Below are 25,788 nucleotides of genomic sequence, written 5' to 3'. Positions count from 1 at the left end.
CTACTGCGCCTTCAGCGCCTTCTCGATGGCGGTGCGGTGACCGAACAGCTCGCCGGCCAGCGGCACCGCGCCCTCTTCCCGGCATTCCCGCTTCTTCGGCTTGGCGCTCGCCGCCGCCTCGGCCATGTAGTGGTCGAGGAAGCCGAGGTCGTCGTCGTCGGCGCCGATCTGCACCAGGTTGTCGCGGGCCAGCCGGCGGAAGTAGTCCTCCTCGGCCCTGTCGCCGCCGCACACCGGGATCGAGGCCAGGATGTAGCCGGCCTGGTCGGCGTAGTTCCGCATCTCCTTCGGCGCCGCGTCGAGCAGCTTGCCGGCCGCCGCCGGCCCGGCCGCGGCCAGCGCGATCACCGCCGCCAGCACCAGGGTCCGGCCGGTCATGCCCGGCCCTCCCGGCGTGCCAGGAACGCCAGCCGCTCGAACAGGTGCACGTCCTGCTCGTTCTTCAGCAGGGCGCCGTAGAGCGGCGGGATCAGGTCCTTCTTGTCGGTGACCTTCAGGGCCTCGGGCGGGATGTCCTCGACCACCAGCAGCTTGATCCAGTCCAGCAGCTCCGAGGTCGACGGCTTCTTCTTCAGCCCCGGCACCTCGCGGATCTCGTAGAAGGCGGTCAGCGCGGCGCGCAGCATCTCCTTCTTCAGGTCCGGGAAGTGCACGCCGACGATCCGCTCCATGGTCTCGGCGTCGGGGAAGCGGATGTAGTGGAAGAAGCAGCGGCGCAGGAAGGCGTCCGGCAGTTCCTTCTCGTTGTTCGAGGTGATCAGCACGATCGGCCGGTTGCGGGCGACCACCGTCTCGCGGGTCTCGTAGACGTGGAACTCCATGCGGTCGAGTTCGAGCAGCAGGTCGTTCGGGAACTCGATGTCGGCCTTGTCGATCTCGTCGATCAGCAGCACCGCCTGCTCGTCGGCCGCGAAGGCGTTCCACAGCTTGCCGCGGTGGATGTAGTTGGCGATGTCCTTGACCCGCTCGTCGCCGAGCTGGCCGTCGCGCAGCCGGGCCACCGCGTCGTACTCGTACAGTCCGTGCTGGGCCTTGGTGGTCGACTTGATGTGCCACTCGATCAGCGGCTTGCCCAGCGCCATGGCGATCTCGCGCGCCAGCACGGTCTTGCCGGTCCCGGGCTCGCCCTTGACCAGCAGCGGCCGGCCGAGCGCCACCGCGGCGTTGACCGCGACCATCAGGTCCTCGGTCGCGACATAGCGTTCGGTACCCTCGAAACGCCCGTTGCCGGGCTTCCCTCCAGTACCCCGGGAACTCGCCTCGCTCATCACACCTCTCGACTCAGCAGGTCATCCTCGAATGGAAACGCCGACAGCAGCTCGTATCCGTCGCGGGTGACCCGCACCTGCTGCTCCAGCTTGACGCCCTCGCCGCCACGCTCGCTGCCGATATAGGCCTCGACGCACAGCGTCATGTTCTCCTCGAGCACGCTGTCGTAGCCGTGCCCGTCCATGTCCCGGCCGTGCAGGATGTACGGATACTCGCCGGTCATCCCGACGCCGTGCATCAGCACGAAGTACCGCCGCTCCCAGAACTCGTCCGGCACCGGCCAGGCCGCCTCGGCGATCTCGCGGCTGCTGCGCCCGGCCTTCACGAGTTCGACGTCGTGATGGATCTGCTCCCAGGCCAGCCGGTACAGCCGGCGCTGCTCGTCGGACGGCTTGCCCGGCCCGGCGAAGAAGGTGCGCGAGAAGTCGGCGTAGATGCCGTACGGCCCGACCACGTCGGTATCGAGCGCCACCAGCTCGTCCGGCCGGATCACCCGCGACGACGATTCCTGGTACCACGGGTTGGTGCGCGGGCCGGAGTTCAGCAGCCGGGTCTCGACATAGTCGGCGTCGTCGGCGATCACGCTGCGGTGCATTTCCGCCCACACCGCGTTCTCCGTGACGCCCGGCCGGACGGCGTCGCGCAGCGCGTGCACGCCCTTCTCCACCGCCCGCAGCGACGCCTTCATCATGGCGATCTCGGCGTCGGTCTTGCGGGCGCGGGCGCGCTCCACCGGCTCCTGGGCGTCGGCCAGCACGAGGCCCTCGGCAGCCAGCGCCTCGGCCGCCAGGAACTGCACCGGCTCGATGCCGACCCGCCGGGCCTCGGGCACCGCCTCGCGGATCGCCGCCGCCAGTTCGCGCGCCCAGGCCCGCGCCTTGTCGTCCCGATGCTCGCCGGCGGCGACGTACGACACCGTCGTGCCCTCGCGCACGGCGTCGACCACCGGGCCGGCCGCCGCCAGATGCCCGGCGCCATGGAACTCGAACACCGTCACCGGACCGGCGATCGGCACCAGCGCGTAGCGCGCCGGGTTCCGGGCCGTGAAGATCTGCATGTTGCGGGTGCCGGTGGCGAACCGCAGGTTGACCGGGTCGACCAGCACGACCGCGTCGAGGTCGCGGGCCGCCATCTCCGCCCGCAGCCGGCCGAGCCGGTGGCGGGTCACCGCCGCCTCGTCGATCGCCACGCCGTCGACCGACTCCGGGACCGGCCGCTGCGGCAGCACGCGGTCGCCCCCGGCGGAGGCAAGCTTGTCGGAGCCGGTCAGACCGGCAGGGCTCATCGGCGAGTCTCCACGGTCGGGGAGGCCTTCGGGACGCCGAGGGAGAGTGGCGCGGCAGCCGGCACGCGGCAACCCCTCACCGGCCTCCCTCGCCCGCGCCACACTCGCCCGGCCGTCCGCCTCAAGCCGCCGCCGGGGCCTCGGCCAGGGCCGCCTCGATGGCGTCGAGAGCGGCCTGGGTGGCCGCCGCGTCGGGGCCGCCGGCCTGCGCCATGTCAGCCCGGCCGCCGCCGCCCTTGCCGCCGAGTGCGGCCGAGCCGACCCGCACCAGGTCGACCGCGCTGATCCGGCCGGTCAGGTCGTCGGTCACGCCGACCACCAGCGAGGCCTTACCGTCCTCGGCGCTGGCGACCGCGACGACGCCCGAACCGATCTCCTTCTTGAGGGCGTCGGCCAGGCCCTTGAGCTCGCGCGCCGGCACGCCTTCCAGCGCCCGGGCCGCATAGGTCAGTCCGGCCACCGTCTTGGACGCCCCGCCGCCGCCGCCGGAGGCCAGCTTCTTGCGGGTCTCGACCAGCTCGCGCTCGAGCCGGCGCCGCTCCTCCAGCAGCGCGTGGACCCGCGCCGGCACGTCCTCGACCGTGGTCTTGAGCTCGGCCGCCGCCTCCGCCAGCACCGCCTCGCGGCCGGCGATCCAGCCGAGCGCCCCGACGCCGGTGACCGCCTCGATACGGCGCACGCCGGCGGCAACCGCGCCCTCGCTGACGATCTTGAAGACGCCGATGTCGCCGGTGCGCCGGACATGGGTGCCGCCGCACAGCTCGATCGACCATGCCGCCCGGTTGGCGTTGACCGGTGCGCCGCCCATCGACACCACCCGGACCTCGTCGCCGTACTTCTCGCCGAACAGCGCCATTGCCCCCTTGTCGATGGCCGCCTGCGGGGTCATCAGCTGGGTCGTGACCTCGCTGTTGCCACGGACCCGGCGGTTCACCTCGGCCTCGACCCAGGCGAGGTCGTCGCGGTCGATGCCGGCCGGATGGCTGAAGTCGAAGCGCAGCCGGTCGGCCGCCACCATCGAGCCCTTCTGGGCGACGTGCTCGCCGAGCCGCTGCCGCAGCGCCTCGTGCATCAGGTGGGTGGCCGAGTGGTTGGCACGGATGCTGTCGCGGCGCTCGGCGTCGACCTTCAGCTCGACCGCGTCGCCGACCGCGAGCGCCCCCACGGACAGGGTACCGCGGTGAACGAACACGTCGCCGAGCTTGCGCTGGGCATCGGCCACCTCGACGGTCGCCCCGTCGGCCGAGCGGATGGTGCCGGTGTCGCCGACCTGGCCGCCGGACTCGCCGTAGAACGGCGTCTGGTTGACGACGACCAGAACCTCGCGGCCCGGCTCCGCCCGGTCCACCGGCTTGCCGTCGACCAGGAGGGCGGTCACCACGCCCTCGGCCCGGGTGGTGTCGTAACCGAGGAACTCGGTGGCGCCGGTCTTCTCGCGCACGCCGAACCAGACCGCGTCGGTGGCGGCCTCGCCGGACCCGGCCCAGGCCTTGCGGGCGGTGGCGCGCTGGCGCTCCATCGCCGCCTCGAAGCCGTCATGGTCGAGACTGCGGCCCTGACCGCGCAGGATGTCGGCGGTCAGGTCGACCGGGAAGCCATAGGTGTCGTACAGCTTGAACGCCACCTCGCCGGACAGCGCCTCGCCGCTGCCGAGCCTGTCGGTCGCCTCCTCCAGATGCTTGAGGCCGCGGCCGAGAGTCTCCTTGAAGCGGGTCTCCTCGAGCTGCAGCGTGCCCTCGATCAGCGCCTGGGCGCGGCCGAGTTCGGGATAGGCCTCGCCCATGGCCCGCACCAGCGACGGCACCAGCCGGTACATCAGCGGGTCGGTGCAGCCCATCATGTGGGCGTGCCGCATGGCGCGGCGCATGATCCGGCGCAGCACGTAGCCGCGGCCCTCGTTCGACGGCAGCACGCCGTCGGCGATCAGGAACGAGCTGGCCCTGAGGTGGTCGGCGACCACCCGGTGCGACACCTTGAACGGCCCGTCGGGGTCGGTGCTGGAGGCGTGCGCCGAGGCCTCGATCAGGCCGCGCATGGTGTCGGTGTCGTAGTTGTCGTGCTTGCCCTGCAGCACCGCGGCGATGCGCTCGAGCCCCATGCCGGTGTCGATCGACGGCCGCGGCAGCGGGCGCCGCTCTTCCCTGGTGACCTGCTCGAACTGCATGAACACCAGGTTCCAGATCTCGATGAACCGGTCGCCGTCCTCGTCCGGCGAGCCCGGCGGCCCCCCGGGGATGTCCGGCCCGTGGTCGTAGAAGATCTCGGAGCACGGGCCGCACGGTCCGGTGTCGCCCATCGCCCAGAAATTGTCGGAGGTCGGGATCCGGATGATCCGCTCGTCCGGCAGGCCGGCGATCTTGCGCCACAGCGCGGCGGCCTCGTCGTCCTCGCTGTAGACGGTGACCAGCAGCTTGTCCCTGGCCAGCCCGAACTCGCCCGTCACCAGGTTCCAGGCGTAGTCGATGGCGTTCTCCTTGAAGTAGTCCCCGAAGGAGAAGTTGCCGAGCATCTCGAAGAACGTGTGGTGGCGGGCGGTGTACCCGACGTTCTCCAGGTCGTTGTGCTTGCCGCCGGCGCGGACGCACTTCTGGGCGGTGGTAGCTCGGCTGTACTCGCGGGTCTCGGCGCCGGTGAACAGGTTCTTGAACTGAACCATCCCGGAATTCGCGAACATCAGGGTGGGGTCGTTGCGCGGAACCAGCGGCGAGGACTCCACGACCATGTGGCCGCGGTCCGCGAAGTAGTCCAGGAACGCCCGTCGGATTTGGTTCGTCGTCGCCATGGCGAATCTCCAGCCAGCCCAGCCCCGGCAGCGCAGCCGCGGCAGCCATGCTTCCGGCGCGCGAAAGCGCGGCCCGACCGGACCGCGCCCCCGCTGGGAAAGCCCCCGCTTTTAGCGACGCGCCGGCCGGCTGTCCAGGGAGCGGAACGTCGCTCCCGAGGCGGCCGCCAGGCCTCGGCTGACGCCCCCCTCAGGCGTCGTCGCCGTCGTCGCCCTCGCCCGGGTCGGGATCGCCGATCAGCATGGCGTCGGCGACCAGCCCGGCATTGGCCCGGATCTTGGCCTCGATCCCCTTGGCGACGTCGGGGTTCTGCTTCAGGAAGTTCTTGGCGTTCTCCCGGCCCTGGCCGATGCGGTTGCCGTCGTAGGAGAACCACGCACCCGACTTCTCGACGATCCCGGCGTTGACCCCGAGGTCCAGCAGCTCGCCGGTCTTCGACACGCCCTCGCCGTACATGATGTCGAACTCGATCACCCGGAACGGGGGCGCCAGCTTGTTCTTGACCACCTTGACCCGGGTCTGGTTGCCGACCACCTCGTCGCGGTCCTTGATGGCGCCGATCCGGCGGATGTCGAGGCGGATCGAGGCGTAGAACTTCAGCGCGTTGCCGCCGGTGGTGGTCTCCGGGTTGCCGAACATCACGCCGATCTTCTGGCGGATCTGGTTGATGAAGATCACCATGCAGCGCGACTTCGAGATCGAGCCGGTCAGCTTGCGCAGCGCCTGGCTCATCAGCCGGGCCTGCAGGCCGACATGGCTGTCGCCCATCTCGCCCTCGAGCTCGGCCCGCGGCACCAGGGCGGCGACCGAGTCGACCACCAGCACGTCGATCGCGCCGGAGCGCACCAGGGTGTCGGCGATCTCCAGCGCCTGCTCGCCGGCGTCCGGCTGCGAGATCAGCAGCTCGTCGACGTCGACTCCGAGCTTGCGGGCGTAGACCGGGTCGAGCGCGTGCTCGGCATCGATGAACGCGCAGGTGCCGCCGGTCTTCTGGGCCTCGGCCACCACGTGCAGCGCCAGAGTGGTCTTGCCCGAGCTCTCCGGCCCGTAGATCTCGACGATCCGGCCGCGCGGCAGGCCGCCGATGCCGAGCCCGATGTCGAGGCCGAGCGAACCGGTCGACACCGTCTCGATCTCGACCGCGCCCTCGCGCTGGCCGAGCTTCATCACCGAGCCCTTGCCGAACGCACGCTCGATCTGGCCGAGCGCGGCCTCCAGTGCCTTGGACTTGTCCATCCCGTCCTTCTCGATCAGTCGCAGCGCCGCGGTCATCGGCTCGCCTCCTTCTATCGCGGGGCACCCGGCGCGGCAACGGGGGGGGAGTCCGGGGGTCGGACCGTGGCTCCTCGGAGCGGCTCACGGCCGCCGCGCCCGACAGATCGTACCTATTTTGTTCTCGTCCGCAAGTGGATTTTCGCGGTTTGTTCACGCCCAGATCGTGGATTCCGGGGCGATGGTTAACTCAAGATATGGGAGGCGGCGGGCCGACAGCCCGTTTCACCGCCACCGCGAGCTGCTTCAGCGAGAACGGCTTCGGCAGGAACGCGACACCGTCGGCGCCGACGATTCGCTGGCGCAGCGCGTCCTCGGAGTACCCGGAAATGCAGACCACCGGTAGCCCAGGCCGGGTCTCGCGCACGGTGCGGAACAGGGTCGGCCCGTCGATCCCCGGCATCACCACGTCGGTGATCAGCAGGTCGAGATCCGGCGCCTCGCGCTCGAGCAGCTCGAGCGCCGCCTCGCCGGACCGCGCCTCGATGACCTGGTAGCCCTTGCTGCGCAGCGCCCGGGCGGCGAACAGCCGGACCGGATCCTCGTCCTCGACCAGCAGCACGGTGCCGGTGCCGGACAGGTCGGAGTCGAGGCGGCCGTCGGCCACCTCGGTCATGGTCGCGACCTCGCCGGACCAGGCCGGCAGGTAGATCGAGAAGGTCGTGCCGACCCCCATCGTGCTGTCCACGAACAGGTGGCCGCCGAACTGCTTCACGATGCCGAACGCGGTCGACAGCCCGAGCCCGGTCCCCTGCCCGACTTCCTTGGTGGTGAAGAACGGCTCGAAGATGCGCGCCATGTTCTCCGCCGGAATGCCGGTGCCGGTGTCGACCACCTCGATCAGCACGTACTCGCCGGGCGGCATCGCCTCCTCGCCCTGGCGAAGCGGCTTGACGGTGGTGACCAGCGAGGTGCTCATCCGGATCGTTCCGCCGGCCGGCATGGCGTCGCGCGCGTTTACCACCAGGTTGATGATCACCTGCTCGAGCTGGCCCGGATCGGCCTTCACCGGCTTCAGGTCGCGACCGTGCACCAGCTCCAGGGTGACGGTCTCGCCGATCAGCCGCCGCAGCAGGTGCGACAGGTCGGCCAGCGTCTCGGTGACGTCGATGACCCGCGGGATCAGGGTCTGCTGCCGCGAGAACGCCAGCAGCTGGCGGACCAGGTTGGCGGCCCGGTTGGCGTTCTGCTTGATCTGCATGACATCGGCGAACGACTGGTCGCCGGGGCGGTGACGCTGCAGCAGCAGGTCGCAGAACCCGGTCATGGCGGTCAGCAGGTTGTTGAAGTCGTGGGCGACGCCGCCGGCCAGCTGTCCGACGGCCTGCATCTTCTGGGACTGCACGAACTGGGTCTCCAGGATGCGGCGCTGGGTGATGTCGATCGCGAACACGATCGACCCCGGCGCGGCACCGTCCGTCTGTCGCCCGAGGAACAGCGACACGTAGGCGTCGGCGTCCGGGCCGAGCCCGGCCTCGACCGGGTCGTCCCCGGCATCCGGCTGCATGGCGGCCGCCACCCTGTCGCGGTCGACCGCGCCGATGCAGTCGAGGAAGGCGGTTCCGGCGAGCGCGTCGGCGCGATCGTTTCCGGCCAGCCGGCCGAAGAACCGGTTGTGGGCGGTGATCCGGCCGGCCCGGTCGAGCTGGACCACCCCGATCGGCGCGTCGCGCATGACCGAGGCGATCCACGGCTCCGACCCGCCGCCGCCCGGGTCGTCGGCGACCGGCCCGGACACCGGCGACAGCACGACCTGGAACCCGCTCTCCAGCACCGTGAACGAAGGCACCACCGTACGGGCGCCGTCGGCGATCGGATCGCCCTCGATCGGACCCGCCGCCGGGCTCGCCTCCGCCCGCACCTTGAGCGCCTGCAGGCGCAGCCGCGCGAGCGCCCGGCCACCGCCGGCCTCGGCCTCGACCCCGAGCCACTCCGCCAGCGGCCCGTCGAACGATTCGAGCCGCCCGTCCGCGTCGAGCCGGATCCGGGCCGTCTCGCCGGGTCCCTCGCCGGCTCCCTCGCCCGCGGCCGCGCCCCGGCCCTCGTCGGCGGGCGGCGGCCGGACGACGGGCACCGGCGGCCGCCGGAACCACCAGACGGCCCCGCCCCCGGCGGCGAGGCCGAGCGCGGCGGCGGCAAGGGCAGCGGTGTCCATCACGCCCTCCTCACCCGGCCATCTTCCGGCCTTTGAGCCGATAGACGTAGGAAATCACCTGGGCGACCGCCTTGTAGTGGGTCTCGGGGATCTGCTGGTCCAGCTCGACGCTGGCGAACAGCGCGCGGGCCAGCGGCGGGTTCTCGACGATCGGCACGTCGTTCTCGTTGGCGACCTCGCGGATCCGCAGCGCCACCGCGTCGGTCCCTTTCGCGACCACCGTCGGGGCCGCCATGGTGTCGGTATCGTACTTCAGCGCGACCGCGAAGTGGGTCGGGTTGGTGACCACCACGTCGGCCTGCGGCACCGCCGCCATCATCCGGCGGCGGGCCCGGTCCATGCGGATCTGCCGCAGCCGCGCCTTGACCTGCGGATCGCCCTCGGACTGCTTGTGCTCGTCGCGGATCTCCTGCCGCGACATCCGCATCTGCTTCATGAACTCGAAGCGCTGGTACAGGTAGTCCGTGACCGCCACCAGGAACATGAAGGCGAGGACGCCGATCATCAGCTGGATCACCAGCGTCTGCACCTCGCGCAGGATGTCCACGAGGTCCATGTCCAGGAGGTTCTCGGCGCGCTCCAGCTCCGGCGAGACCAGGACGTAGGCGATCATCGCGACGATCGACAGCTTCACGATGCCCTTGAGGAACTCGACGATCGACTTCAGCGAGAGCAGCCGTTTCGCGCCGGAGATCGGGGAGAGCTTCTCCAGTTTCGGGATGATCGGCTCGGTCGTGAGCAGCCACCCCGACTGGCTGAGGTTGGCGATCACCGCCAGCAGCATGAACAGGCCGAATACCGGCGACAGCGTCAGCAGCGTGTCGAACGTCAGGTCGAACAGGATGTCGCCGGTGGTGCCGGCGTCGATGGTCACCATGGCGGCATGGTCGATCACCCGCGACAGCGAGCTGTAGAACTGCCCCACCATGAACGGCGCCAGGATCGCCACCATGAAGGTCATGCCGAGCAGCGAAGCGAAGTTGCTGACCTCCTTGCTCTGGGCGATCTGGCCCTTCTTGCGGGCCTCCGAGAGCTTTCGGGCGGTCGGTTCCTCGGTTTTTTGGGAGTCGTCCTGGCTGTCCGACATCGCCTGTTTCTGTCAATTGGGGATCAGATAGGTCGCCGCGGTATCGGCATAGTACGTCAGAAACGCCGTCATCATCGCGCCCAGAATGGTCGCCAGCACCAGCATGCCCACGTAGATCTGCACCGGCAGGCCGATGAAGAAGATCTGCAGCTGCGGCATCAGCCGGGCGAGCACGCCGAGGCAGACGAAGAACAGCAGGCTGAAGACGTAGAACGGCGCCGACAGCTGGACCGCCACCTTGAAGCTGCCGGCGACCAGCTCGGTGACCGCCTCCGACAGGTCGCCGAACATCAGCTCGCCGCCCGGCCGGAACACCGCATAGCTCTCGACCACCGCCCGGATCACCAGGTGATGGAGGTCGGTGATGAACAGCAGCAGGATCCCCAGCATGGTGAGGATCAGGCCGATCGCCGTGCCCTGCTCGGTGATCGACGGGTTGAAGATCGTCGCCGACGCCAGGCCGCTGGAGAACGAGATGATGCGGCCGGCGGTGTCGAGGGTCAGCAGCAGGATCCGCGCGACCAGTCCGAAATAGATGCCGATCAGGACCTCGCCGGCGATCAGCGCCAGCAGCCCGGCTGCGCTCGTCGGTTCCGGCGGCAGCTGCGGCGCGATCGCCGGGGCGACCGCCAGTGCCAGCACGGCCGAGAGGAGCAGGCGGACCCGGACCGGCACGAAGGTCTCGCCGATGCCCGGCAGCATCAGCATGGCCGAGCCGGCCCTGGCGAACACCATCAGGATCTCGAAGACCCTGAGGGGAAGAAACTCCTCGAGGTTCAAGCGCCTCCCCCGACTCCGCGACGGGCCGGCCCCCGAAGGTGCCGTCCCCGAAGGCGCCATCCCCGAAGGCCCCATCCCCGAGGGGGCGGGATCACGGCAACCCGATGATCTTGTCGGCCACGCCTTCGAAGAACGTCTTCATCTGGGCCAGCATGAACGGCAGGAACAGCAGCAGCGAGGCGAACACCACGGCGATCTTCGGGACGAACACCAGGGTCATCTCCTGGAGCTGGGTCAGCGCCTGGAACAGCGCGATGATCAGGCCGACGGTGAGCGCAACGCCCATGATCGGCCCGGCGATCGAGAGCAGCGTCAGCACCGTCTCGCGGGCCATCGCGAGCGCGTCCTCCTCGGTCACGGCCGTCCCCCGCCGACGCCGGCACGTCCGTCCGCCCGGCAAGAACTGCCGGACGGGCAAGTGTTGCCCGACAAGCAAAGAATGCCGGACGGACCGGGGCGCCGTGCCCGGTCAGATCGGCATGCGCAGGATCTCCTGATAGGCCGTGACAAGCTTGTCCCTCAGAGTCGTGACGGTCTGCAGCGTCAGTTCGGCGTCGTTCACCGCGGCCACGACGTCGTTCAGATCGGCCTTGCCGGCGACGCCCTGCTTCGACAGGGCCTCGCCGCGATGCATGGTATCGACGGCCGTGGTCGCGGCCTCCTGGACATAGCTCGCGAAGTCCTTGGCCCCGGCCGCCGGCCCGGCGGCGGCACCGCCGCCCAGCCCCGGAACCGGGGGCATCAGGTCGCCTACCTTCATCACCATGCCGCGTCCTCCTGGAAGTCAATCTAGCAAAACCGCCGGGACATCGGAAGCCGACCGCCGCCGCATCACGCCGTCAGGCCCGCCCGTTCAGGCCCACCCGTTCAGGCCCGCAGAAGATCGATGGTGCGCTGGATCAGCGACTTCGACGACTCGATGACGCTGAGATTCGCCTCGTAGCTGCGCTCCGCCTCGCGCATGTCCGTGAGTTCCACCAGCGAGTTCACGTTCGGCATCTTCACGTAGCCGTTGTCGTCGGCCAGCGGGTGATGCGGCTCGTACACCGTGTTGAAATCGCTGGTGTCCCGGCCGATCTTCGCCACCTTGACCAAATCGGCGTTCAGGTTGCGGTCGAGCACGTTGTCGAAGGTGATGGTCTTGCGGCGATACGGGGAATCGCCCGGATTGTTGCCGACCGACTCGGCGTTCGCCACGTTCTCCGCCACGACCCGCAGGCGCGTGCCCTGGGCCCGCATGCCGGAAGCCGAGATCTTGATTGCGTTGACCAGGTCCATGGGGGCTCTCCCGTCAGCGTTCGGTGGCGTCAGCCTTGGCTCTGATTGCCAAGCGCGAGGCGGAACATCTTGACGTGCTTCTGGTAGATGTTGGTGGCGAGCTGGTACTGCAGCTGGTTGTCGGACAGCTTCATCAGCTGCTCCTCCATCACCACCGAGTTGCCGTCCGGGTTGACCTCGTAGACGTCGCGCAGCTTGACCTTGTCGACGCGGTATTCCGGCGGCGTGACGGTGCCGGCGAGGTGCCTGCCCGCGGTCGCCGCCATGCGGACCGGCGCCAGGCGCTTGAGTTCGCGACCGAAGTCGAGGGCCTCGAGTTCCTTGGAGCGGTAGTCGGGCGTGTTGGCGTTCGCGATGTTCTGGGCGAGAACCGCCTGGCGCTGGCCGAGCCACGACATCTTCTGCCGGGCCATCTTGAACAGCGTCATCTGAGAGAGTTCCATCGCCCTGCTCCGCAATTTGAGAAGCAATTTATCTAAAATTGCTTCTTTTGTCGATTCCGTCGTGGCACTTTGGCGATGCCCGGCGGCCTCGCTGGAACAGAAGCAACGACCGTGCCAACCGGGACATCAAGCGGTCGTGCGAAGGCCGGCGTCACGCGATATAGTCGGGCAGCACCGGAGTCGACGATGACCGACCGCCCCGCCGGACCCCGTCTTGCCCAGGATCGAGCGAACCGCCGCGCGCCGGCGGACGATCGCAAGGTGGCGATCGCGCTCAGCCACGACATCGGCTCCGACCAGGCGCCGACCGTCGTCGCCAAGGGATATGGCGCGGTCGCCGAGCAGATCCTGCGCCTGGCCTTCGACAACGACGTCAAGGTCCGCACCGACCCGGACCTCGCCCAGATCCTCGAGGTGGTGGAGGTCGACTGCGAGATCCCGGTCCAGGCGTTCGCCGCGGTCGCCGAGATCCTGACCTACGTCTACCGCATGAACGGCACGTTGCCGGCCGGCGACGCCGGGGGCACTTCGTGACCGGCCGGCCGACCGAACCGGGCCGCGACGCCCTGTTCGCCGAAGCCCAGGCCCTGGAGGCCGAGGTCCGGCGCCTCGCGGGACCGGGCAGCGGCGAGGACCACAGGGCCGAGATCGAACGGCGGGTCGTCGAACTGTGCGCCGCCGCCCAGGCGCTGCCCGGCGCCGAGGCGCGCAGCCTGGCCGAACCGCTGGCCCGGCTGATCGCCGCTCTCGACGAGGCGGCCGAGCTGCTTCGGGCCGCCGGCACCGGCGACCTGGCAGGCGGCGATTCGGGCCCCGATGCCGGGACCGCCCGGCGGGCCGCCGCCGCCTATGGCAGCGCCGCCAGCCGACGCCGCCGCGGTTTCTGACGCGCGCGACCGGCGGACTTGGCAGCGAAACCGGGGCAACGGACAATCGAGCGATGGATCTCGGCGACTACTTCCGCACCGTCTTCGCCCTGCTGTTCGTCCTGGGCCTCATCGGGCTGCTGTACGTCCTCGCCCGGCAGTACGGCAGCCAGCGGCTCGGGCTCGGCCGCATGGGCCCCGGCGGCCGGCTGGCGGTCGTCGAAGCCCGGTCGCTCGGCGCCCGCCACCGGCTCGTGCTGGTCCGGCGCGACGACGTCGAGCACCTGCTGCTGATCGGCCCCGACCGCGACACGGTCGTGGAGAGCGGCATGCCGGCTCGGCCGTCATTCGATTCGGCACTCGCCTCCACCGACGACCGGGGAGCCGCTCCGTGACCGCACGCTCCGTCCTCTCGCGCGTCCGCCCGGTCCGTCCCGGCCGGCGGCGGCTGGTGCTGGCGGCCGCCATGTTCGCTGCCGGCTTCGCCGGCCTGGCTGCCGCGCTGCTGTGGGGCGGGCCGGCGCTGGCCCAGTCGCTCACCCTCGACCTCGGCCAGGAGGGCGGCTCGACCACCGCGCGGCTGATCCAGCTGGTGATGCTGATCACCGTGCTGTCGCTGGCGCCCGGCCTGCTGGTGATGGTGACGTCGTTCACCCGGATCGTGGTGGTGCTGTCGCTGCTGCGGACCGCGCTCGGCACCCAGCAGTCACCGCCGAACGTGGTGGTGATCAGCCTGGCGCTGTTCCTGACCGGCTTCATCATGACGCCGACCCTGCGGGAGGCGTGGACCAACGGCGTTCAGCCGCTGATCGAGGAACGGATCGACGAGTTCGAGGCGTTCGACGCGGTCGCCCAGCCGTTCCGCGGCTTCATGCTGCGCACGGTGCGCGACAAGGATCTGCGGCTGTTCGAGGACATGGCCCAGGTCGGGCCGGCCGAGACCGGGCTGAACGCCCCGCTGCACGTGCTGATCCCGGCCTTCATGATCAGCGAACTGCGCCGCGCCTTCGAGATCGGCTTCCTGCTCTACCTGCCGTTCGTGATCATCGACATGGTGATCGCGTCGGTGCTGATGTCGATGGGCATGATGATGGTGCCGCCGGTCGTCATCTCGCTGCCGTTCAAGCTGATCTTCTTCGTGCTGGTCGACGGCTGGTACATGGTGGCCGGCAGCCTGGTGCGGAGCTTCGGGGTCGGTCCCTAGCGGGGCGCCGCCAAGCCTACCCCTGCCGCTTTCCAGTCACCTCGATCTCGACCTTCATCCGCGGGTCGGCCAGCCCCGCGGCCATCATGGTGGCGGCTGGCGCCGCCGGCCCGAAGCACTCGCGCAGCACCGGCCAGCAGGGCTCGAAATCGTCGGGGTCGGGGAACAGGTACCGGACCCGGACCACGTCGGCCAGCGAGAACCCGGCCTGCTCCATGGCCGCGCGGATGTTGGCGATGCACTGCCGCGTCTGCTCCACCACGTCGTCGGAGATGGTGCCGGCCCGGTAGTCGAAGCCGGTGGTCCCGGAGACGAAGATCCAGTCGCCGTCGACCACCGCCCGGGCGTAGCCGATGTTCTCTTCGAAGACCGATCCCGAGAAGATCCGCGTGCGGGGCATGGCTGGCTCCTGTTGCGATACGGCGCTGGATAAGCCAGAATTGAAATTGCATTCAGCACTGAGTCAAGAGTGAATTCACTAATGACTTCATCCTCTGTGTCGATCCCCTCCGAGGCCGCCCCGCCCCCCTCCGGCGAGTTCGCCGAATCCGGCAGCCTGGTCGAGCACGCCTACCAGGCGCTCCGCGCCCGGGCGATCGACTTCGCGTTCCGGCCGGGCGAGACCGTCAGGGTCCTGGCCCTGTCGAAGCAGCTCGGGCTGAGCCGCACCCCGGTCAAGGAAGCGCTCAACCGCCTGGTCACGGAAGGCCTGTTCGAGGCCGCGCCGCACGGGTTCGTGGCCCGCAGCCCCGACGTCGACGAGATCGTCGACCTCTGCGAGCTCCGCTCGGTGCTGGAGACCGCCGGTTTCCGGCTCGCCTGCGCGCGCGCCGACGACGCCGGCATCGCGGCCCTGGCGGACTGGTGGTCGACAGTCAGCCCCGGCTACGCCGACCTGTCGGTGAGCGAGACGACCCGGGTCGACGAGGCGTTCCACGAACGCTTCGTGGCGATGGCCGGAAACCGCGAGATGATCCGGCAACTGCGCCTGGTGTGCGCCCGGCTCCGGTTCTTCCGGACGATCGATCTCGACCGCCCGGACTTCCGGGTCCCGTACTACGACGACCACCTGGCGATCATCGACGCACTGCGCCGGCGCGACGCCGAAGCCGGCACGGCGGTCATCGGCCGTCACATCGCGATCAGCCGGGAACGCGCCGTCGAGATGATCAAGGAAGCCCTGGCGCGGATCTTCGCGCGCAAGCCGGCCGCACCGGCCCGCTGACCCGTGCCGCCGGTCAGTTGGTCGCGCTGAGCGAACCTTCCTTCAGCTTTTCGCGGTAGCTCGACAGGAACGCCTGGAACCGGCCGATTTCCTCGAACCGCTCGGTGAGCTTCATGAAGTCGCCCGGCTGGCTGCTGGTGCTGTTGGTGATCAGCCGGAACGCCTCGCGGTAGGGAGTGTTGTCCATCTGCGAGGCGTACAGCTGGCGCAGGCGGTTCAGGCCCTCGGCGTTGTCGCTCAACGACAGCGACACCGCCCAGTTGAGGATGAACTGCGCGACGTCCGGCTTGATCCGCGAGCCGTCGAGCCCGGCATTGCCGACCAGCCGCCGGAACACCTTGGCCGCCTCCACCCAGTTCTGGGTCCGCCAGTAGATGTCCGACAGCAGCAGGTCGGCCTCGCGCGAGTCGTCGCCTTCCAGCAGCTTCAGCGCCCCCTGGGCATCGCCGAGCTCGAAGATCGCGCGGGCCCGCAACCGCCGCCGCTCCTGCGCGAGGTCGCTGCCGAGGCCCGGCGCGACACTCTCGTCGAGCGCCTTGATCGCGGAGTCCGGCTGCCGGTCGAGCAGGTGGATGACCGCCAGCCGGGCCCCGACCCGGGCCTTCTCGACCCCCTGCAGCCGGAACTTCACCTGCCGGTCGAGCAGCCGGGCCGCCCGGTCGAGCAGGTCGACGCGCACCAGCCGGTCGGCCAGTCCCTCGATGATCCTGTCGCCGGCCTGCCCGACCGGCGTCAGTTCCCGGAACTCGTCGTACAGCGCCAGGGCCTGCAGCGGCGTCATGCCCTCGATCGCACCGTTCGTGAAGATGTCGCTGAACGCCTTGGTGAGTTCCTGGGCCGCCTCCCGGGTCTCCGGGTTGTTCGGGAAGAACGTCACCGCCTGCCGCAGCGCATCCAGCCCGGCCTCGTACTCGTTCTCGTTCAGCCGCAGCCGGCCGAGCTCGCGCAGCAGTTCGAACTCCAGGCGGTCGCCGCGCCAGGCGTATCGCAGCTGGTCGAGCCGGTCGGCGGCCTCCTGGCTGGAGATCCTGCCCTCGGACAGGTCGAGCTCGATCAGGGCACGCTCGGAACGGACCCGCGCCCACCGGTCCTCGCCGTCGGCGAGCCGGCGCCAGATCTCGACCGCGGTCTCCACATCCCCCGACGCCTGCAGGACGCGGGCCCGCAGGAAGTCGAGCCGGGCCTTCTCGCCCGGCGTCGGCGCCCCTTCCGCGACCACGTCGAGGAACGATCCGGCCCCCCGATAGTCGCCGGCCCGGATCGCCGCCTCGGCGGCCAGCAGCGCGAGTTCGGTGGTGTAGTTCCGCGGATACCCGCCGGGAATCTCGCCGGCACGGGCGAAATGCTCGACCGCCTCGTTCCACTTGCCCTGCGCCGCCGACGCCGCTCCGCGCCAGAGCTCGGCCTCCGAATAGCCGTTGAGCGCGGGATCCGCCAGGCTCGCTTCGGCTTCCTCGTAGCGTCCGAGCATGAAGTCCGAGGCGCCCCGCAGGGCCTTGACGTCGGGACGCTTGGCGAGGTCCTCGTCCGACTGCTCGATCGTACGCAGCAGGCCGATCGCCTCGGCCGCCAGGCCGCGGGCGAAATAGAACTGCGCCAGTTCGAGCCGGGGCCCGCTGCGCGAGATGCTGGTCGCCTCCGAAATCCGCAGCTGCATCGCCTGGCGCTGGTTGAGGAAATCGTTCTCGTCGCCGAGCCGCCAGTTGCTCATGTCGAAGATCCGGCCGGGCGGGAGACCGGCCGGCAGGCCGTCGAACCGCCGTCCGGAAAACGCGTCCTCGGTGGCCCGCTGCGACGGGCCCGACAGCAACAGCCCGCCCTCCACCGTCACCGCGACGCCGTCGGGAAGCACGCGAACCTCGACCCCGTCGAGCCTGGGCCGGACCACGACGCCCTGAACCGACGGCAGGATCGACAGTTCCGGATAGGTCCGCTCGCCGTCGACGCCGCGCGACAACGGAATGATCGGAACCATGAACAGGCTGTCGCCGACCTCCGGATCGCGGACCACGACCGGCCGGCCGACCCCTTCCACCGGGACGAACAGCCGCGGGCCCTGCGGGCTGACCATCTGCGCGTCGATCCGCAGCGGCACGTCCGGCCGCGACGCCTGCGGCTGCAGGTCGAGCACCCAGGCACTGCCGTCGCGCCAGACCCGGGGGTTCACGCCCTCGACCACCGGGATGCGCAGGACCGACCCGCCGTCCACCGGAACCTGCTCCGGGCGCCCGACGATCTGATTGCCGGGGCCGCCGACCGCCGACACGTCGAAAGTCACCTCGCGGTCGAACGCCGCCCAGACGTGCCCGGCCCGCGGGAACACCGCGGCCGCGACCGCCTCGCCCCATTCGAAGCGCAGCGACAGGGCTTCGTTGGCGACCGAGGGCACGACCTTCAGGGGCGGCCCGGAAATGGTGGTGGGTGCGGGTCGCCCGACGCTGACGGCGCCGCTCCCGGCCGGCGACGGCTCGACGGCCGGGCCATGGGTCGCCTCCCCGGCGCCCGGCCCGCCCGGTGGCAGCGGTGCCGGAGCCGCCGCGACGGGTGGGGTCGGCGCCGTCCTCGGAACGTCGCCGCCCCCGACAGCTGTCGCCGGAACCGCAGGCGGCGAGGCGGCGGGCGGAACGGCGGCAGGCGGTACCGTGGCAGGCGGGGCAGCGGCAGGTGGGGCAGCAGCAGGCGGAGCAGCGGCGGGCGGTGCCTGCGAGGCGGTCCCGGCGGTCTCGGCCCGGGCCGGCGGAACGCCGCCGGCGGCGGCCGGCCGCGATGGCTGCGGCGCTTCGGCGGGCGTCGGCGCGGCCGCGGTCACCCGTCCCCTGCCGTCGCGCCGGATGTCGACCACGACCTTGGGGCCGGACCGGAAGGCATCGACCGACCGGCCGGCGGCCAGCGGCACGGTCACGACCAGGGAGTCGGCGGCGGTCTGCGATGCGAAGCCCCGAAGATCCGCCGGCAGTCTTCGGCGAACCTCTGCGTCGTCGATCCGGGCCGGCCGGTCGAAGCGGATCCGAGCCTCGCCGTCGCCGGCCTCGGCCTGGAACTCCACCGGCCGCGGCCAGTCGAACACGATACGGTCGTAGTCCGGATGCCGTCCGGTCCGGATTCCCAGCGTAGGCACCCGGTCGGCCGCCGCGGCGGCCGGGGGCGCCGTGGACGGCGCCCCGGCAGGTTGCGCCGGGGCGGCCGGCGCCGGGGCGGGAGACGGCTCGGCGACCGGTGTCGGCGACGGGTCGGTGCCCCGGGCCATCAGGTCGACCACGACCTGGTTGCCGGCCCGGTCGGTGCGCATCCGGTGGTTGCCGGTCAACTCGACCACCACGCTGCGGCCGTCGCTGCCGATCCGGGCGGCCCGAACGAACGTCCCGAGCCCGGATGCGGCTTCCGCGACCGGGCCCTCGATCGGTCGCGAGAACCGGATGACGAGGGCGTCGCCGAACCGCTCGGCCGAATACTGCACCGGGGACGGCCAGGAAAAGATCAGCCGGTCGAAGCCGTTCTGGGCCGAGCCGATCACCCCGACCGGGTCGGCGACGGCAGGCCGGACGGCCGGCCCGCCGGCCAGCAGCAGCCCCGCCAGCAGCAGCGCCGCGGCGGCGGATCGTCCCGGACCTCGCCGGACCGTCACGGCGCGCGCTCCGGCAGCACCACGACGTCGACCCGCCTGGCCAGCGTGTAGCGTTGCTCCAGGGGTGCGGTCGGCGCGACGGCGTAGAACCGGCTGTCGCCCAGGCCGGCGGCAATCGGCATGCGCGGCAACCCGGAGTCGACCAGGCCGACCGCGACGGAGTCGGCCCGTGCCAGCGACAACGCCCGGTTCGAGCCGTACTGTCCGGTCCCGGCCATCGGCCGCGGATCGGCGTGCCCCAACACCTCGATGCGGTTGGGCAGGTTGGCCAGGGCGGTCGCCAGCTCGGCGACCGCGGCCCGCGCACCGGGGGTCAGGTCCGCCCGACCGGAGACGAACAGGAGGTCCGAGGGCAGCGCGATCACCAGCCGGTCGCCGGCACGCTCGATCCGCGCCGCCCGCAGCACCGGGTCGCGCGCCAGCTTGGCCTCGAGCAGCGGCTCCAGGTAGCTGAGCCGGAAGCCGGCGCCGCGGCGCTCGGTCTCCACCCCGAGCGGCTCCGGCGGGGTCGCCTCCTGCTGGGCCACCGAGACGGTCTTGCCGAGCGCCAGGGCGATCGACGCGGCGGTCGCGTCGAAACCGGGCGACTCCAGCGTGGTCATGGCAAACCGCATCACGAAGAACGCCAGCATCAGCGATACCAGATCGACCAGCGTGACCAGCCAGCTCGGCCCGCCGCCGTACTTGCGGCCGGCGCGCCGGCCGAGCATCCGTTCGGGTGCCGCCACGGTCCTGCGGATATCGGTCAGGGGCACCGGTCAGCCTCCCCCGGCGGCGGGCCCCCCCGGCCGGGTCCGGAATACGAACCGGACGGTATCCGACTGGCCCGGCTCCAGCCCCGCGGATACGAGGGCGGGCTCGATGCCGGCCGCCACGAACCGATCCACCAGATCGGAGACCGCCTGGCCGCGCGCCTCGCGGACGGTGCCGCGCGCGTCGTCGGCGACCGTGAACAGCACGTCGAGCTCGAGCACCGAACCGGCCGGCGGCGTCGCCAACAGCGGAGCCAGACGGGTCGCGAGCTGCTCGCCGACCGGGGTCATCCCGCCGGTCGCGGACGAGTAGACCCGGGCCACCGGCGCCGAGACGTAGATCGGGTTGCCGTCGGGCTCGACGGTGACCCGGGCCACCGGCAGGACCTGGCGGAAGATCGTGCCGATGCCGGCGCGCACGGTCTCGCCGATCACCTGACCGGGGTCCGCTTCCAGCACGCCGTCGCCGAGCCTGGTGCGGAACTGCGAGGGAAACGCCCGCTGGACGCTCTCGAGAACCCGGTTGCTGCGTCCGGGCTCGATGGTCGACAGGCTGTTCAGGAGGATGAAGAACGCCAGCAGCAGCAGGAACAGGCTGAGGAACAGGGGCTGGCTGGCCCCCTTATCGGGCTCCCGAGGCGTTGGCCGGGACAGGGACATGCGCGCCTAGTCGAGTTTGTCGAACAGCGCGTCGACCTCCGACTGGGTCTTTGCTGCTCCGGGCAGCTGGGGACCGTTGAGCAACCCGCTTTCCGAGGACGACCCGTGATCCTGTTTTTCCTCTATTTTCGCGGATTTGTCACGGTTTCTTTCAAGCCCGCCTTCAGTCGGGCGATGAATGGTCTCGGAGAGGTGGTCGACGGCGTCGCGAACCGCCGTGAGGCGCTGGCCGGCGATGTCGCGGACACTCGCCGCCTCCAGGATCTCGGTCACCGCGACCAGGATTCCCTCGGCCACCTCGGGGGCCATCGATTCGGCGGCGGTGGCGACGCGTTCGACCGCATCGAGGATGCGGTCGAACGCCCGGTCCAGCTCAAGGTCGATGGTCTCGATCTCGGCGCGAGCGCGGCCGGACGGGCTGGCGGCGTCGACCGTCATGACCCGCCTCGCGCCGCCACGCTCAGAACTCGCCCAGGACGGCGGTCATCTTGCTCTTCAGCGTGGCCGCGTTGAACGGCTTCACGATGTAGTTGTTCACGCCGGCCTTCTTGGCGGCGATGACGTTCTCCGTCTTGCTCTCCGCCGTCACCATGATGAACGGCGTGCCCCGGAGCTTCTCGTCCGCCCGCACCTCCTTGAGGAGCTGCAGGCCGGTCATCGGCTCCATGTTCCAGTCGGAAATCACCAAACCGAAATTGTCGCGCCGCAGCTTCTGGAGCGCGGTCGCGCCGTCGGACGCTTCGTCGACATTGTTGAAGCCGATCTGGCGAAGCAGGTTGCGAATAATCCGCAGCATCGTCTTGTAATCGTCGACGATGAGCACCGCCATATTCTTGTCGACCGCCATAGACCCATTCCTCCAATCGAACCCTTTGCCCCGGGGGGAATCGCTGACCCGCCCGTATCGGACACGACGCTATGCTACACCGGTTAATTCGCGGTAAACGCCGGAGTTTCGTCAATTGATGTCCGGCATCTTCTTGCGTTCGGCGATTCGCGTGGTGATCTCCTTGGCTCGGATCGGATCCATGTCGGCGAGCACCGGCGCGGTCTTCGAAGCTTTCATACGCTCGAAAACCTCAAGAAGCACGTCCATGTCAAGCTCATTGAAGATCCGCGCGGCGTCCTTCGGCTTCATGGTTTCGTAGATCTTCACGAGCCCGGCGATCTGCTGCTCCTCCTGCTCGTCGTACTTCTTGATGAGCCCCTCGATCTCCGCCTTGATCGTCTTCAGCTCGTCGATCTTGCTTTCGATCCGGTGCTCGGCAGCGGCCAGCAGCCCCTCGCGCTGCTCGATCGCCCGCTCGCGCGCGTCCAGTTCCTTGCGGCGTTCCGCCAGGCTCTGCAGCAGCTCGATCTGCGACTTGCCCAGGGCGAAGGGATCCACCTTGCCGTCGGCCGATTCGGCGGTCGTTCCGCTCTGCGCCTGGGCGATCTGCCGGTCCGCCGGAACCGCCCCGCCACCGGCCTCGGCCGGTGCCCCGACCGAAACGTCCATGTCGAAGGACAGCAGGGAGGGCACCTCGGCGCGACGCTCCCACACCGCGCCGACCTTGATCGTCAGCACCAGCGCCGCGACCAGCGCCGTGAGCGGCAGCAGGCGCGGCGTGACGCTGCGCCGCCGCGCGGCCTTGCCGCCGTCGCCGCGGCCGTCCGGCTTGGCGGCGGCGCGCCGGCCCTGCGCCAGACGGGCGGCGTTCGGGGTCGCCGCGGCTGCGGCGGCCGGGGCGGCGGCTGCTGTCCGCGCCGGCGCGGCGGCCCTCGCCCGCGGCGGCACCTCGGCGGTCTCGTCCAGTTTCGGAGCGGGGCGTCCCCGTCGATCGTAGGTCATGTCACCGCACGTTTCTGAGGGCGTTGATGAGGTCCCGTTCGGCCTGCGACCGAACCTCGTCGGTCTCCGGGGCGGCCGCCGGTTCGGCCGAGCCGTTGCCGGTCCCGCCGCCGGCCGTCCGCCGCTCGTTCGCCGGCTTCGCCCGGCGCGGGCGCTCGGCCGCCGGCGCGGCCGCCGTCGCACCGCCGGCACCGGCGCTGGACAGCCCGCCCGCCAGCCGCTCGCCGGCGGCGTCCGCCCGCTGCACCAGGAAGCTCAGCTCGTCGCGCAGAGCCTGGGCGCGCGTCACCGGCTCGTCCAGCGTCACCTTGGCCTGCTCGGCGGCCTGCCGGATGCCCTTGAGACTGGCCTCGGCCCGGCGGGTCGCCTCGTTCATCCGCTCGATGACCGACTCGACGGCCTCCCGGTCGGCCCGCAGCGACGCCAGGCGCCGCTGCAGCAGCGCGACGTAGACGACCGTCGGCAGCAGGAGCAGGACCAGCAGGATATTGAGCCCGAGCTCGAGGTTCATCCGCCGATCGCCCTCCCTCTCTCCGGCCGCGTCACGTCCCGCCCGTCACATCTTGCGCAGGCGGTTGCTGATCCGCACCGCGATGTTGCCGCTCTTGCGTCCCATCTTGCCGCTGAACAGCGAGACGTTGCCGCACCGCATGTCGATGGTGGACGACGGCATGGCGTTCAGCAGGATCCGGCTGCCCGGCTTCAGGTTCAGCACGTCGTTGAGCGGCATGACGATCTCGTCGAGCACCGCCTCCAGCTCGACGTCGGTGTTCCAGAGCTCGTTGGCGAGGTGGGTTTCCCAGATCGAGTCACGCCCGAACTTCTCGCCCATGAACATCTGCAGCAGCAGCTCGCGGACCGGCTCCAGCGTGGCGTAGGGCAGCATCAGCTCGAGCCGGCCGCCGCGGTCCTCCATGTCGATCCGCAGCCGCGCCAGGACCGCCGCGTTCGCCGGCCGGGCGATGGTCGCGAAGCGCGGGTTGGTCTCCAGCCGGTCGAACCGGAAGGTGACCGGGCTCAGCGGGTCGAACGCGGCCGACAGGTCGCTCAGCACCACGTTGACCATGCGCTCGACCAGGTTGCGCTCGATCGTGGTGTAGGGCCGGCCTTCGATACGCATCGCCGCGGTGCCGCGGCGACCGCCGAGCAGCACGTCCACGATCGAGTAGATCAGCGCGGAATCGACCACCAGCAGGCCGAAATTGTCCCATTCCTCGGCCTTGAACACCGACAGCATGGCCGGCAGCGGGATCGAGTTCAGGTAGTCGCCGAACCGGATCGAGGTGATGTTGTCGAGCGAGACCTCGACGTTGTCGGAAGTGAAGTTGCGCAGGCTGGTCGACATCATGCGAACGAGGCGGTCGAACACCACCTCGAGCATCGGCAGGCGCTCGTAGGAGACCAGCGCCGAGTTGACGATGGCGTGGATGCCCGAGGTGTCGGCCTCGCCGGCACCGGCCTCGTCGAACCCGAGAAGACTGTCGATCTCGTCCTGATTGAGAACCCGGGCGGAACCGACGTCGCCGTCTTCCTCGTCCGACATCGACTCCCATTCGGCCGCGAGATCGTCGTTGGTCGCCATCGTCGTTGCCTTACTGGACCAGCATTTCCTTGAACAGCACGTCCCGGACCCTCACCGGACGCGCCGCGATGTTCACCCGTCGCAACAGCTCCTCCCGCAGCCTGTACATCCCGGCCGAGCCGTTCAGGTCGTCGACCCGCAACTCCCGCAGATAGACCTGAAAGTTGTCCACAATGCGGGGAAGCACCTCGTTGATGCGATCGACATCCTGCGGGCTCTCGAGCTCGAGCGCGATCTTGATCTTCAGGAAGGTCGACTTCCGGCCGCTGGTGTTCAGGTTCACGATCAGGTCCGGCACCTCGAAGAAGAACGCCCGCTGCTGGGTCGGCTGCGGTGGCGCCGGTGCGGCATGGCCGTCCTGCGTGGCCTCGGCCGGCGGCGGCTCGCCGCCGCCGAACAGACCGAGCATGAACGCGGCGCCGACTCCGCCGCCGATCAGCACCAGCAGCAGGATCGCCGCGAAGATGATCAGCCGCTTTCCGCTGATCCGCTTCTTTTCCGGTTCCTCGCCGACACCTTCCATGTCGTCGAGTGCGTCTTCGGCCATTCCGCTCTCCGTCCGCCCCGGTCGCCCGGGACATTGCCAGTGTGCCGGACCGTGTCCTGCAAGGCCGATGCCGACTCGGGAATCTTACCGGATCGGCCGGGACTTCGAAAGCTCGCCAGCCGGCGCTGCGACCGGCGGCGCCCCCGCGGCCCTGCATATGGGGCGGACGCCGCCGAAGCGAAGCCCCGCTCGCCGCCGCCCGTCCGACGGGGCTGCCGACCGGCCGGCGGTAACTTCTGCCCGGCAGAGGATGCCGAACCGGACCCCGGACCGGGGAAATCCGCGGATCAGGGCCTCGTCGACGACTGGCACGCCCCCTGCATGGGAAGCGGCGAGCCAAGCCGGATCAACCGGCGCGACGTGAACGAAACACCGAGGGTACGGAGCGAGTCATGGAAAACCCGATCTACATCGCCCTGTCGCGGCAGACCGCGTTGCGCCGGCAGATGGCCGTGGTCGCGAACAACGTCGCGAACCTGAACACCACGGGGTTCAAGCGCGAGATGATGGTGTACCAGGCCTATTCGCAGAAGGTCCCGTTCACGACCAAGATGGACTTCGTGATCGACCAGGGAACCGCCACCGACCACAACCAGGGCGGCCTGATCGTCACGCACAACACCTTCGACCTGGCGATCAACGGCCCGGGCTACTTCCAGGTCGACGACGGCAACGGCACGAAGTACACGCGCAACGGCACCTTCACCCTCGACGAGCGCAACCGCCTCGTCACCCAGCAGGGCTATCCGGTCCTCGACAACGGCGGCAACCCGATCGTCATCCCCGGCGGCGGCACCGACCTGACCATCAGCCAGGATGGGCTCGTGCGTCTCGGCGCCAACCCGGTCGGCCAGATCGGGGTGGTCGAGTTCGACGACATGCGCTCGGTCCGCAAGGTGCGCGACAGCCTGTTCGAGACGAGCCAGGCCGCCAATCCCGCCGAGAACAGCAAGGTCATGCAGGGCATGGTCGAGGGCTCGAACGTCAGCGGGATCGGCGAGATGACCTCGCTGATCGAGGTCCAGCGCGCCTACGAGGCGGTCAAGGGCCTGATCGACCGCGAGGACAAGCGCCAGGAGACCATCATCCAGAAACTGGCACGCCCCATGCAAAGCGTCTGATCGTCCGATCGACGCCGTTCGAT

Annotated in this window: 28 protein-coding genes; 6 read left to right on the top strand and 22 right to left on the bottom strand. The window is 70.0% G+C overall.

What is annotated here, in order from left to right; genetic code table 11:
* The 12 genes from IE246_RS23925 to flgB all read right to left on the bottom strand — a co-directional run bounded on the left by IE246_RS23925 (position 1) and on the right by flgB (position 12,352).
* Positions 1-378 (bottom strand): hypothetical protein, encoded by a 378-nt coding sequence (locus IE246_RS23925; protein WP_189994449.1) that lies wholly within the window; start codon positions 376-378, stop codon positions 1-3.
* Positions 375-1,268, bottom strand: coding sequence for an AAA family ATPase (locus tag IE246_RS23920; RefSeq protein ID WP_189994447.1), 894 nt, complete (start codon positions 1,266-1,268; stop codon positions 375-377). The genes IE246_RS23925 and IE246_RS23920 overlap by 4 nt, the downstream gene beginning before the upstream one ends.
* Positions 1,268-2,554 carry a M24 family metallopeptidase gene (locus IE246_RS23915; RefSeq protein WP_189994445.1) on the bottom strand — a complete coding sequence of 429 codons (1,287 nt, stop codon included), beginning with the start codon at positions 2,552-2,554 and terminating at the stop codon, positions 1,268-1,270. The genes IE246_RS23920 and IE246_RS23915 overlap by 1 nt, the downstream gene beginning before the upstream one ends.
* Before the next feature lie 121 nt (positions 2,555-2,675).
* Positions 2,676-5,336: an alanine--tRNA ligase gene (gene alaS / locus IE246_RS23910; protein WP_189994443.1), complete on the bottom strand. Its 2,661-nt coding sequence runs from the start codon at positions 5,334-5,336 to the stop codon at positions 2,676-2,678.
* Positions 5,337-5,526: 190 nt separating this feature from the next.
* On the bottom strand, positions 5,527-6,609 hold the full coding sequence (recA, locus tag IE246_RS23905; RefSeq protein WP_189994441.1) for a recombinase RecA: 1,083 nt from the start codon (positions 6,607-6,609) through the stop codon (positions 5,527-5,529).
* Positions 6,610-6,799: 190 nt separating this feature from the next.
* Positions 6,800-8,764 (bottom strand): ATP-binding protein, encoded by a 1,965-nt coding sequence (locus IE246_RS23900; protein WP_189994439.1) that lies wholly within the window; start codon positions 8,762-8,764, stop codon positions 6,800-6,802.
* A 10-nt stretch (positions 8,765-8,774) separates the two neighbouring features.
* Positions 8,775-9,851 (bottom strand): flagellar biosynthesis protein FlhB, encoded by a 1,077-nt coding sequence (flhB, locus tag IE246_RS23895; RefSeq protein WP_189994437.1) that lies wholly within the window; start codon positions 9,849-9,851, stop codon positions 8,775-8,777.
* A 12-nt stretch (positions 9,852-9,863) separates the two neighbouring features.
* On the bottom strand, positions 9,864-10,631 hold the full coding sequence (gene fliR / locus IE246_RS23890) for a flagellar biosynthetic protein FliR (protein ID WP_189994435.1): 768 nt from the start codon (positions 10,629-10,631) through the stop codon (positions 9,864-9,866).
* 91 nt (positions 10,632-10,722) lie between these two features.
* Positions 10,723-10,989 carry a flagellar biosynthesis protein FliQ gene (gene fliQ / locus IE246_RS23885; protein WP_189994433.1) on the bottom strand — a complete coding sequence of 89 codons (267 nt, stop codon included), beginning with the start codon at positions 10,987-10,989 and terminating at the stop codon, positions 10,723-10,725.
* Between the two features lie 111 nt (positions 10,990-11,100).
* Positions 11,101-11,391, bottom strand: a complete 291-nt coding sequence (gene fliE / locus IE246_RS23880; RefSeq protein ID WP_506054837.1) for a flagellar hook-basal body complex protein FliE — start codon at positions 11,389-11,391, stop codon at positions 11,101-11,103.
* Between the two features lie 107 nt (positions 11,392-11,498).
* Entirely contained in the window at positions 11,499-11,909 is a 411-nt protein-coding gene (flgC, locus tag IE246_RS23875) for a flagellar basal body rod protein FlgC (protein WP_189994430.1), read from the bottom strand.
* Between the two features lie 29 nt (positions 11,910-11,938).
* Positions 11,939-12,352 carry a flagellar basal body rod protein FlgB gene (gene flgB, locus IE246_RS23870; protein WP_189994428.1) on the bottom strand — a complete coding sequence of 138 codons (414 nt, stop codon included), beginning with the start codon at positions 12,350-12,352 and terminating at the stop codon, positions 11,939-11,941.
* A 186-nt stretch (positions 12,353-12,538) separates the two neighbouring features.
* Between flgB and IE246_RS23865 the strand changes: the two genes are divergently transcribed.
* From IE246_RS23865 to fliP, 4 genes are all read left to right on the top strand, one after another.
* A complete protein-coding gene (locus IE246_RS23865; RefSeq protein ID WP_189994426.1) occupies positions 12,539-12,886 on the top strand; it encodes an EscU/YscU/HrcU family type III secretion system export apparatus switch protein in 348 nt (115 codons plus the stop codon).
* Positions 12,883-13,239, top strand: coding sequence for a hypothetical protein (locus IE246_RS23860; RefSeq protein WP_189994423.1), 357 nt, complete (start codon positions 12,883-12,885; stop codon positions 13,237-13,239). Before IE246_RS23865 ends, IE246_RS23860 begins: the two co-directional genes overlap by 4 nt.
* A gap of 53 nt (positions 13,240-13,292) precedes the next feature.
* Positions 13,293-13,613: a FliO/MopB family protein gene (locus tag IE246_RS23855; RefSeq protein ID WP_189994420.1), complete on the top strand. Its 321-nt coding sequence runs from the start codon at positions 13,293-13,295 to the stop codon at positions 13,611-13,613.
* A gap of 71 nt (positions 13,614-13,684) precedes the next feature.
* Positions 13,685-14,422: a flagellar type III secretion system pore protein FliP gene (fliP, locus tag IE246_RS23850; protein WP_189994569.1), complete on the top strand. Its 738-nt coding sequence runs from the start codon at positions 13,685-13,687 to the stop codon at positions 14,420-14,422.
* Positions 14,423-14,438: 16 nt separating this feature from the next.
* On the opposite strand, the gene IE246_RS23845 is transcribed toward fliP, so the two are convergent.
* A complete protein-coding gene (locus tag IE246_RS23845; RefSeq protein WP_189994418.1) occupies positions 14,439-14,822 on the bottom strand; it encodes a RidA family protein in 384 nt (127 codons plus the stop codon).
* Between the two features lie 81 nt (positions 14,823-14,903).
* Between IE246_RS23845 and IE246_RS23840 the strand changes: the two genes are divergently transcribed.
* A complete protein-coding gene (locus IE246_RS23840; RefSeq protein WP_189994416.1) occupies positions 14,904-15,647 on the top strand; it encodes a GntR family transcriptional regulator in 744 nt (247 codons plus the stop codon).
* A 13-nt stretch (positions 15,648-15,660) separates the two neighbouring features.
* On the opposite strand, the gene IE246_RS23835 is transcribed toward IE246_RS23840, so the two are convergent.
* From IE246_RS23835 to IE246_RS23795, 9 genes are all read right to left on the bottom strand, one after another.
* Positions 15,661-19,272, bottom strand: coding sequence for a tetratricopeptide repeat protein (locus IE246_RS23835; protein WP_189994414.1), 3,612 nt, complete (start codon positions 19,270-19,272; stop codon positions 15,661-15,663).
* Positions 19,269-20,027 (bottom strand): OmpA/MotB family protein, encoded by a 759-nt coding sequence (locus tag IE246_RS23830; RefSeq protein WP_189994413.1) that lies wholly within the window; start codon positions 20,025-20,027, stop codon positions 19,269-19,271. The genes IE246_RS23835 and IE246_RS23830 overlap by 4 nt, the downstream gene beginning before the upstream one ends.
* A 3-nt stretch (positions 20,028-20,030) precedes the next feature.
* Positions 20,031-20,684, bottom strand: coding sequence for a hypothetical protein (locus tag IE246_RS23825; protein WP_189994412.1), 654 nt, complete (start codon positions 20,682-20,684; stop codon positions 20,031-20,033).
* Between the two features lie 6 nt (positions 20,685-20,690).
* Positions 20,691-21,122 (bottom strand): hypothetical protein, encoded by a 432-nt coding sequence (locus IE246_RS23820; RefSeq protein ID WP_189994411.1) that lies wholly within the window; start codon positions 21,120-21,122, stop codon positions 20,691-20,693.
* 22 nt (positions 21,123-21,144) lie between these two features.
* Positions 21,145-21,531 carry a response regulator gene (locus tag IE246_RS23815; protein ID WP_189994410.1) on the bottom strand — a complete coding sequence of 129 codons (387 nt, stop codon included), beginning with the start codon at positions 21,529-21,531 and terminating at the stop codon, positions 21,145-21,147.
* 111 nt (positions 21,532-21,642) lie between these two features.
* Positions 21,643-22,515: a MotE family protein gene (locus tag IE246_RS23810; RefSeq protein ID WP_189994409.1), complete on the bottom strand. Its 873-nt coding sequence runs from the start codon at positions 22,513-22,515 to the stop codon at positions 21,643-21,645.
* 1 nt (position 22,516) lies between these two features.
* Positions 22,517-23,026: a DUF6468 domain-containing protein gene (locus IE246_RS23805; RefSeq protein WP_189994408.1), complete on the bottom strand. Its 510-nt coding sequence runs from the start codon at positions 23,024-23,026 to the stop codon at positions 22,517-22,519.
* Positions 23,027-23,071: 45 nt separating this feature from the next.
* Positions 23,072-24,097 carry a flagellar motor switch protein FliM gene (fliM, locus tag IE246_RS23800; protein WP_189994406.1) on the bottom strand — a complete coding sequence of 342 codons (1,026 nt, stop codon included), beginning with the start codon at positions 24,095-24,097 and terminating at the stop codon, positions 23,072-23,074.
* A gap of 10 nt (positions 24,098-24,107) precedes the next feature.
* A complete protein-coding gene (locus tag IE246_RS23795; RefSeq protein WP_189994404.1) occupies positions 24,108-24,644 on the bottom strand; it encodes a flagellar basal body-associated FliL family protein in 537 nt (178 codons plus the stop codon).
* Positions 24,645-25,036: 392 nt separating this feature from the next.
* On the opposite strand from IE246_RS23795, the gene flgF reads away from it, so the two are divergent.
* Complete coding sequence (flgF, locus tag IE246_RS23790) at positions 25,037-25,765, top strand: flagellar basal-body rod protein FlgF (protein ID WP_189994402.1); 729 nt, start codon at positions 25,037-25,039, stop codon at positions 25,763-25,765.
* The last annotated feature ends 23 nt before the right edge of the window (positions 25,766-25,788 follow it).

It is taken from the genome of Thalassobaculum fulvum (assembly GCF_014652915.1).
GTDB lineage: Bacteria > Pseudomonadota > Alphaproteobacteria > Thalassobaculales > Thalassobaculaceae > Thalassobaculum_A > Thalassobaculum_A fulvum.
Note: the sequence above shows the minus strand (reverse complement) of the source record. Positions and strands in the feature narration are given on the sequence as shown.

What these genes read in the sequence shown, in the direction of transcription:
- IE246_RS23925 (WP_189994449.1), bottom strand. Translation starts at nt 378, where the DNA reads ATGACCGGCCGGACCCTGGTGCTGGCGGCGGTGATCGCGCTGGCCGCG.
- IE246_RS23920 (WP_189994447.1), bottom strand. Translation starts at nt 1,268, where the DNA reads ATGAGCGAGGCGAGTTCCCGGGGTACTGGAGGGAAGCCCGGCAACGGG.
- IE246_RS23915 (WP_189994445.1), bottom strand. Translation starts at nt 2,554, where the DNA reads ATGAGCCCTGCCGGTCTGACCGGCTCCGACAAGCTTGCCTCCGCCGGG.
- alaS (WP_189994443.1), bottom strand. Translation starts at nt 5,336, where the DNA reads ATGGCGACGACGAACCAAATCCGACGGGCGTTCCTGGACTACTTCGCG.
- recA (WP_189994441.1), bottom strand. Translation starts at nt 6,609, where the DNA reads ATGACCGCGGCGCTGCGACTGATCGAGAAGGACGGGATGGACAAGTCC.
- IE246_RS23900 (WP_189994439.1), bottom strand. Translation starts at nt 8,764, where the DNA reads ATGGACACCGCTGCCCTTGCCGCCGCCGCGCTCGGCCTCGCCGCCGGG.
- flhB (WP_189994437.1), bottom strand. Translation starts at nt 9,851, where the DNA reads ATGTCGGACAGCCAGGACGACTCCCAAAAAACCGAGGAACCGACCGCC.
- fliE (WP_506054837.1), bottom strand. Translation starts at nt 11,391, where the DNA reads ATGAAGGTAGGCGACCTGATGCCCCCGGTTCCGGGGCTGGGCGGCGGT.
- flgC (WP_189994430.1), bottom strand. Translation starts at nt 11,909, where the DNA reads ATGGACCTGGTCAACGCAATCAAGATCTCGGCTTCCGGCATGCGGGCC.
- flgB (WP_189994428.1), bottom strand. Translation starts at nt 12,352, where the DNA reads ATGGAACTCTCTCAGATGACGCTGTTCAAGATGGCCCGGCAGAAGATG.
- IE246_RS23865 (WP_189994426.1), top strand. Translation starts at nt 12,539, where the DNA reads ATGACCGACCGCCCCGCCGGACCCCGTCTTGCCCAGGATCGAGCGAAC.
- IE246_RS23855 (WP_189994420.1), top strand. Translation starts at nt 13,293, where the DNA reads ATGGATCTCGGCGACTACTTCCGCACCGTCTTCGCCCTGCTGTTCGTC.
- fliP (WP_189994569.1), top strand. Translation starts at nt 13,685, where the DNA reads ATGTTCGCTGCCGGCTTCGCCGGCCTGGCTGCCGCGCTGCTGTGGGGC.
- IE246_RS23845 (WP_189994418.1), bottom strand. Translation starts at nt 14,822, where the DNA reads ATGCCCCGCACGCGGATCTTCTCGGGATCGGTCTTCGAAGAGAACATC.
- IE246_RS23840 (WP_189994416.1), top strand. Translation starts at nt 14,904, where the DNA reads ATGACTTCATCCTCTGTGTCGATCCCCTCCGAGGCCGCCCCGCCCCCC.
- IE246_RS23825 (WP_189994412.1), bottom strand. Translation starts at nt 20,684, where the DNA reads ATGTCCCTGTCCCGGCCAACGCCTCGGGAGCCCGATAAGGGGGCCAGC.
- IE246_RS23820 (WP_189994411.1), bottom strand. Translation starts at nt 21,122, where the DNA reads ATGACGGTCGACGCCGCCAGCCCGTCCGGCCGCGCTCGCGCCGAGATC.
- IE246_RS23815 (WP_189994410.1), bottom strand. Translation starts at nt 21,531, where the DNA reads ATGGCGGTCGACAAGAATATGGCGGTGCTCATCGTCGACGATTACAAG.
- IE246_RS23810 (WP_189994409.1), bottom strand. Translation starts at nt 22,515, where the DNA reads ATGACCTACGATCGACGGGGACGCCCCGCTCCGAAACTGGACGAGACC.
- IE246_RS23805 (WP_189994408.1), bottom strand. Translation starts at nt 23,026, where the DNA reads ATGAACCTCGAGCTCGGGCTCAATATCCTGCTGGTCCTGCTCCTGCTG.
- fliM (WP_189994406.1), bottom strand. Translation starts at nt 24,097, where the DNA reads ATGGCGACCAACGACGATCTCGCGGCCGAATGGGAGTCGATGTCGGAC.
- IE246_RS23795 (WP_189994404.1), bottom strand. Translation starts at nt 24,644, where the DNA reads ATGGCCGAAGACGCACTCGACGACATGGAAGGTGTCGGCGAGGAACCG.
- flgF (WP_189994402.1), top strand. Translation starts at nt 25,037, where the DNA reads ATGGAAAACCCGATCTACATCGCCCTGTCGCGGCAGACCGCGTTGCGC.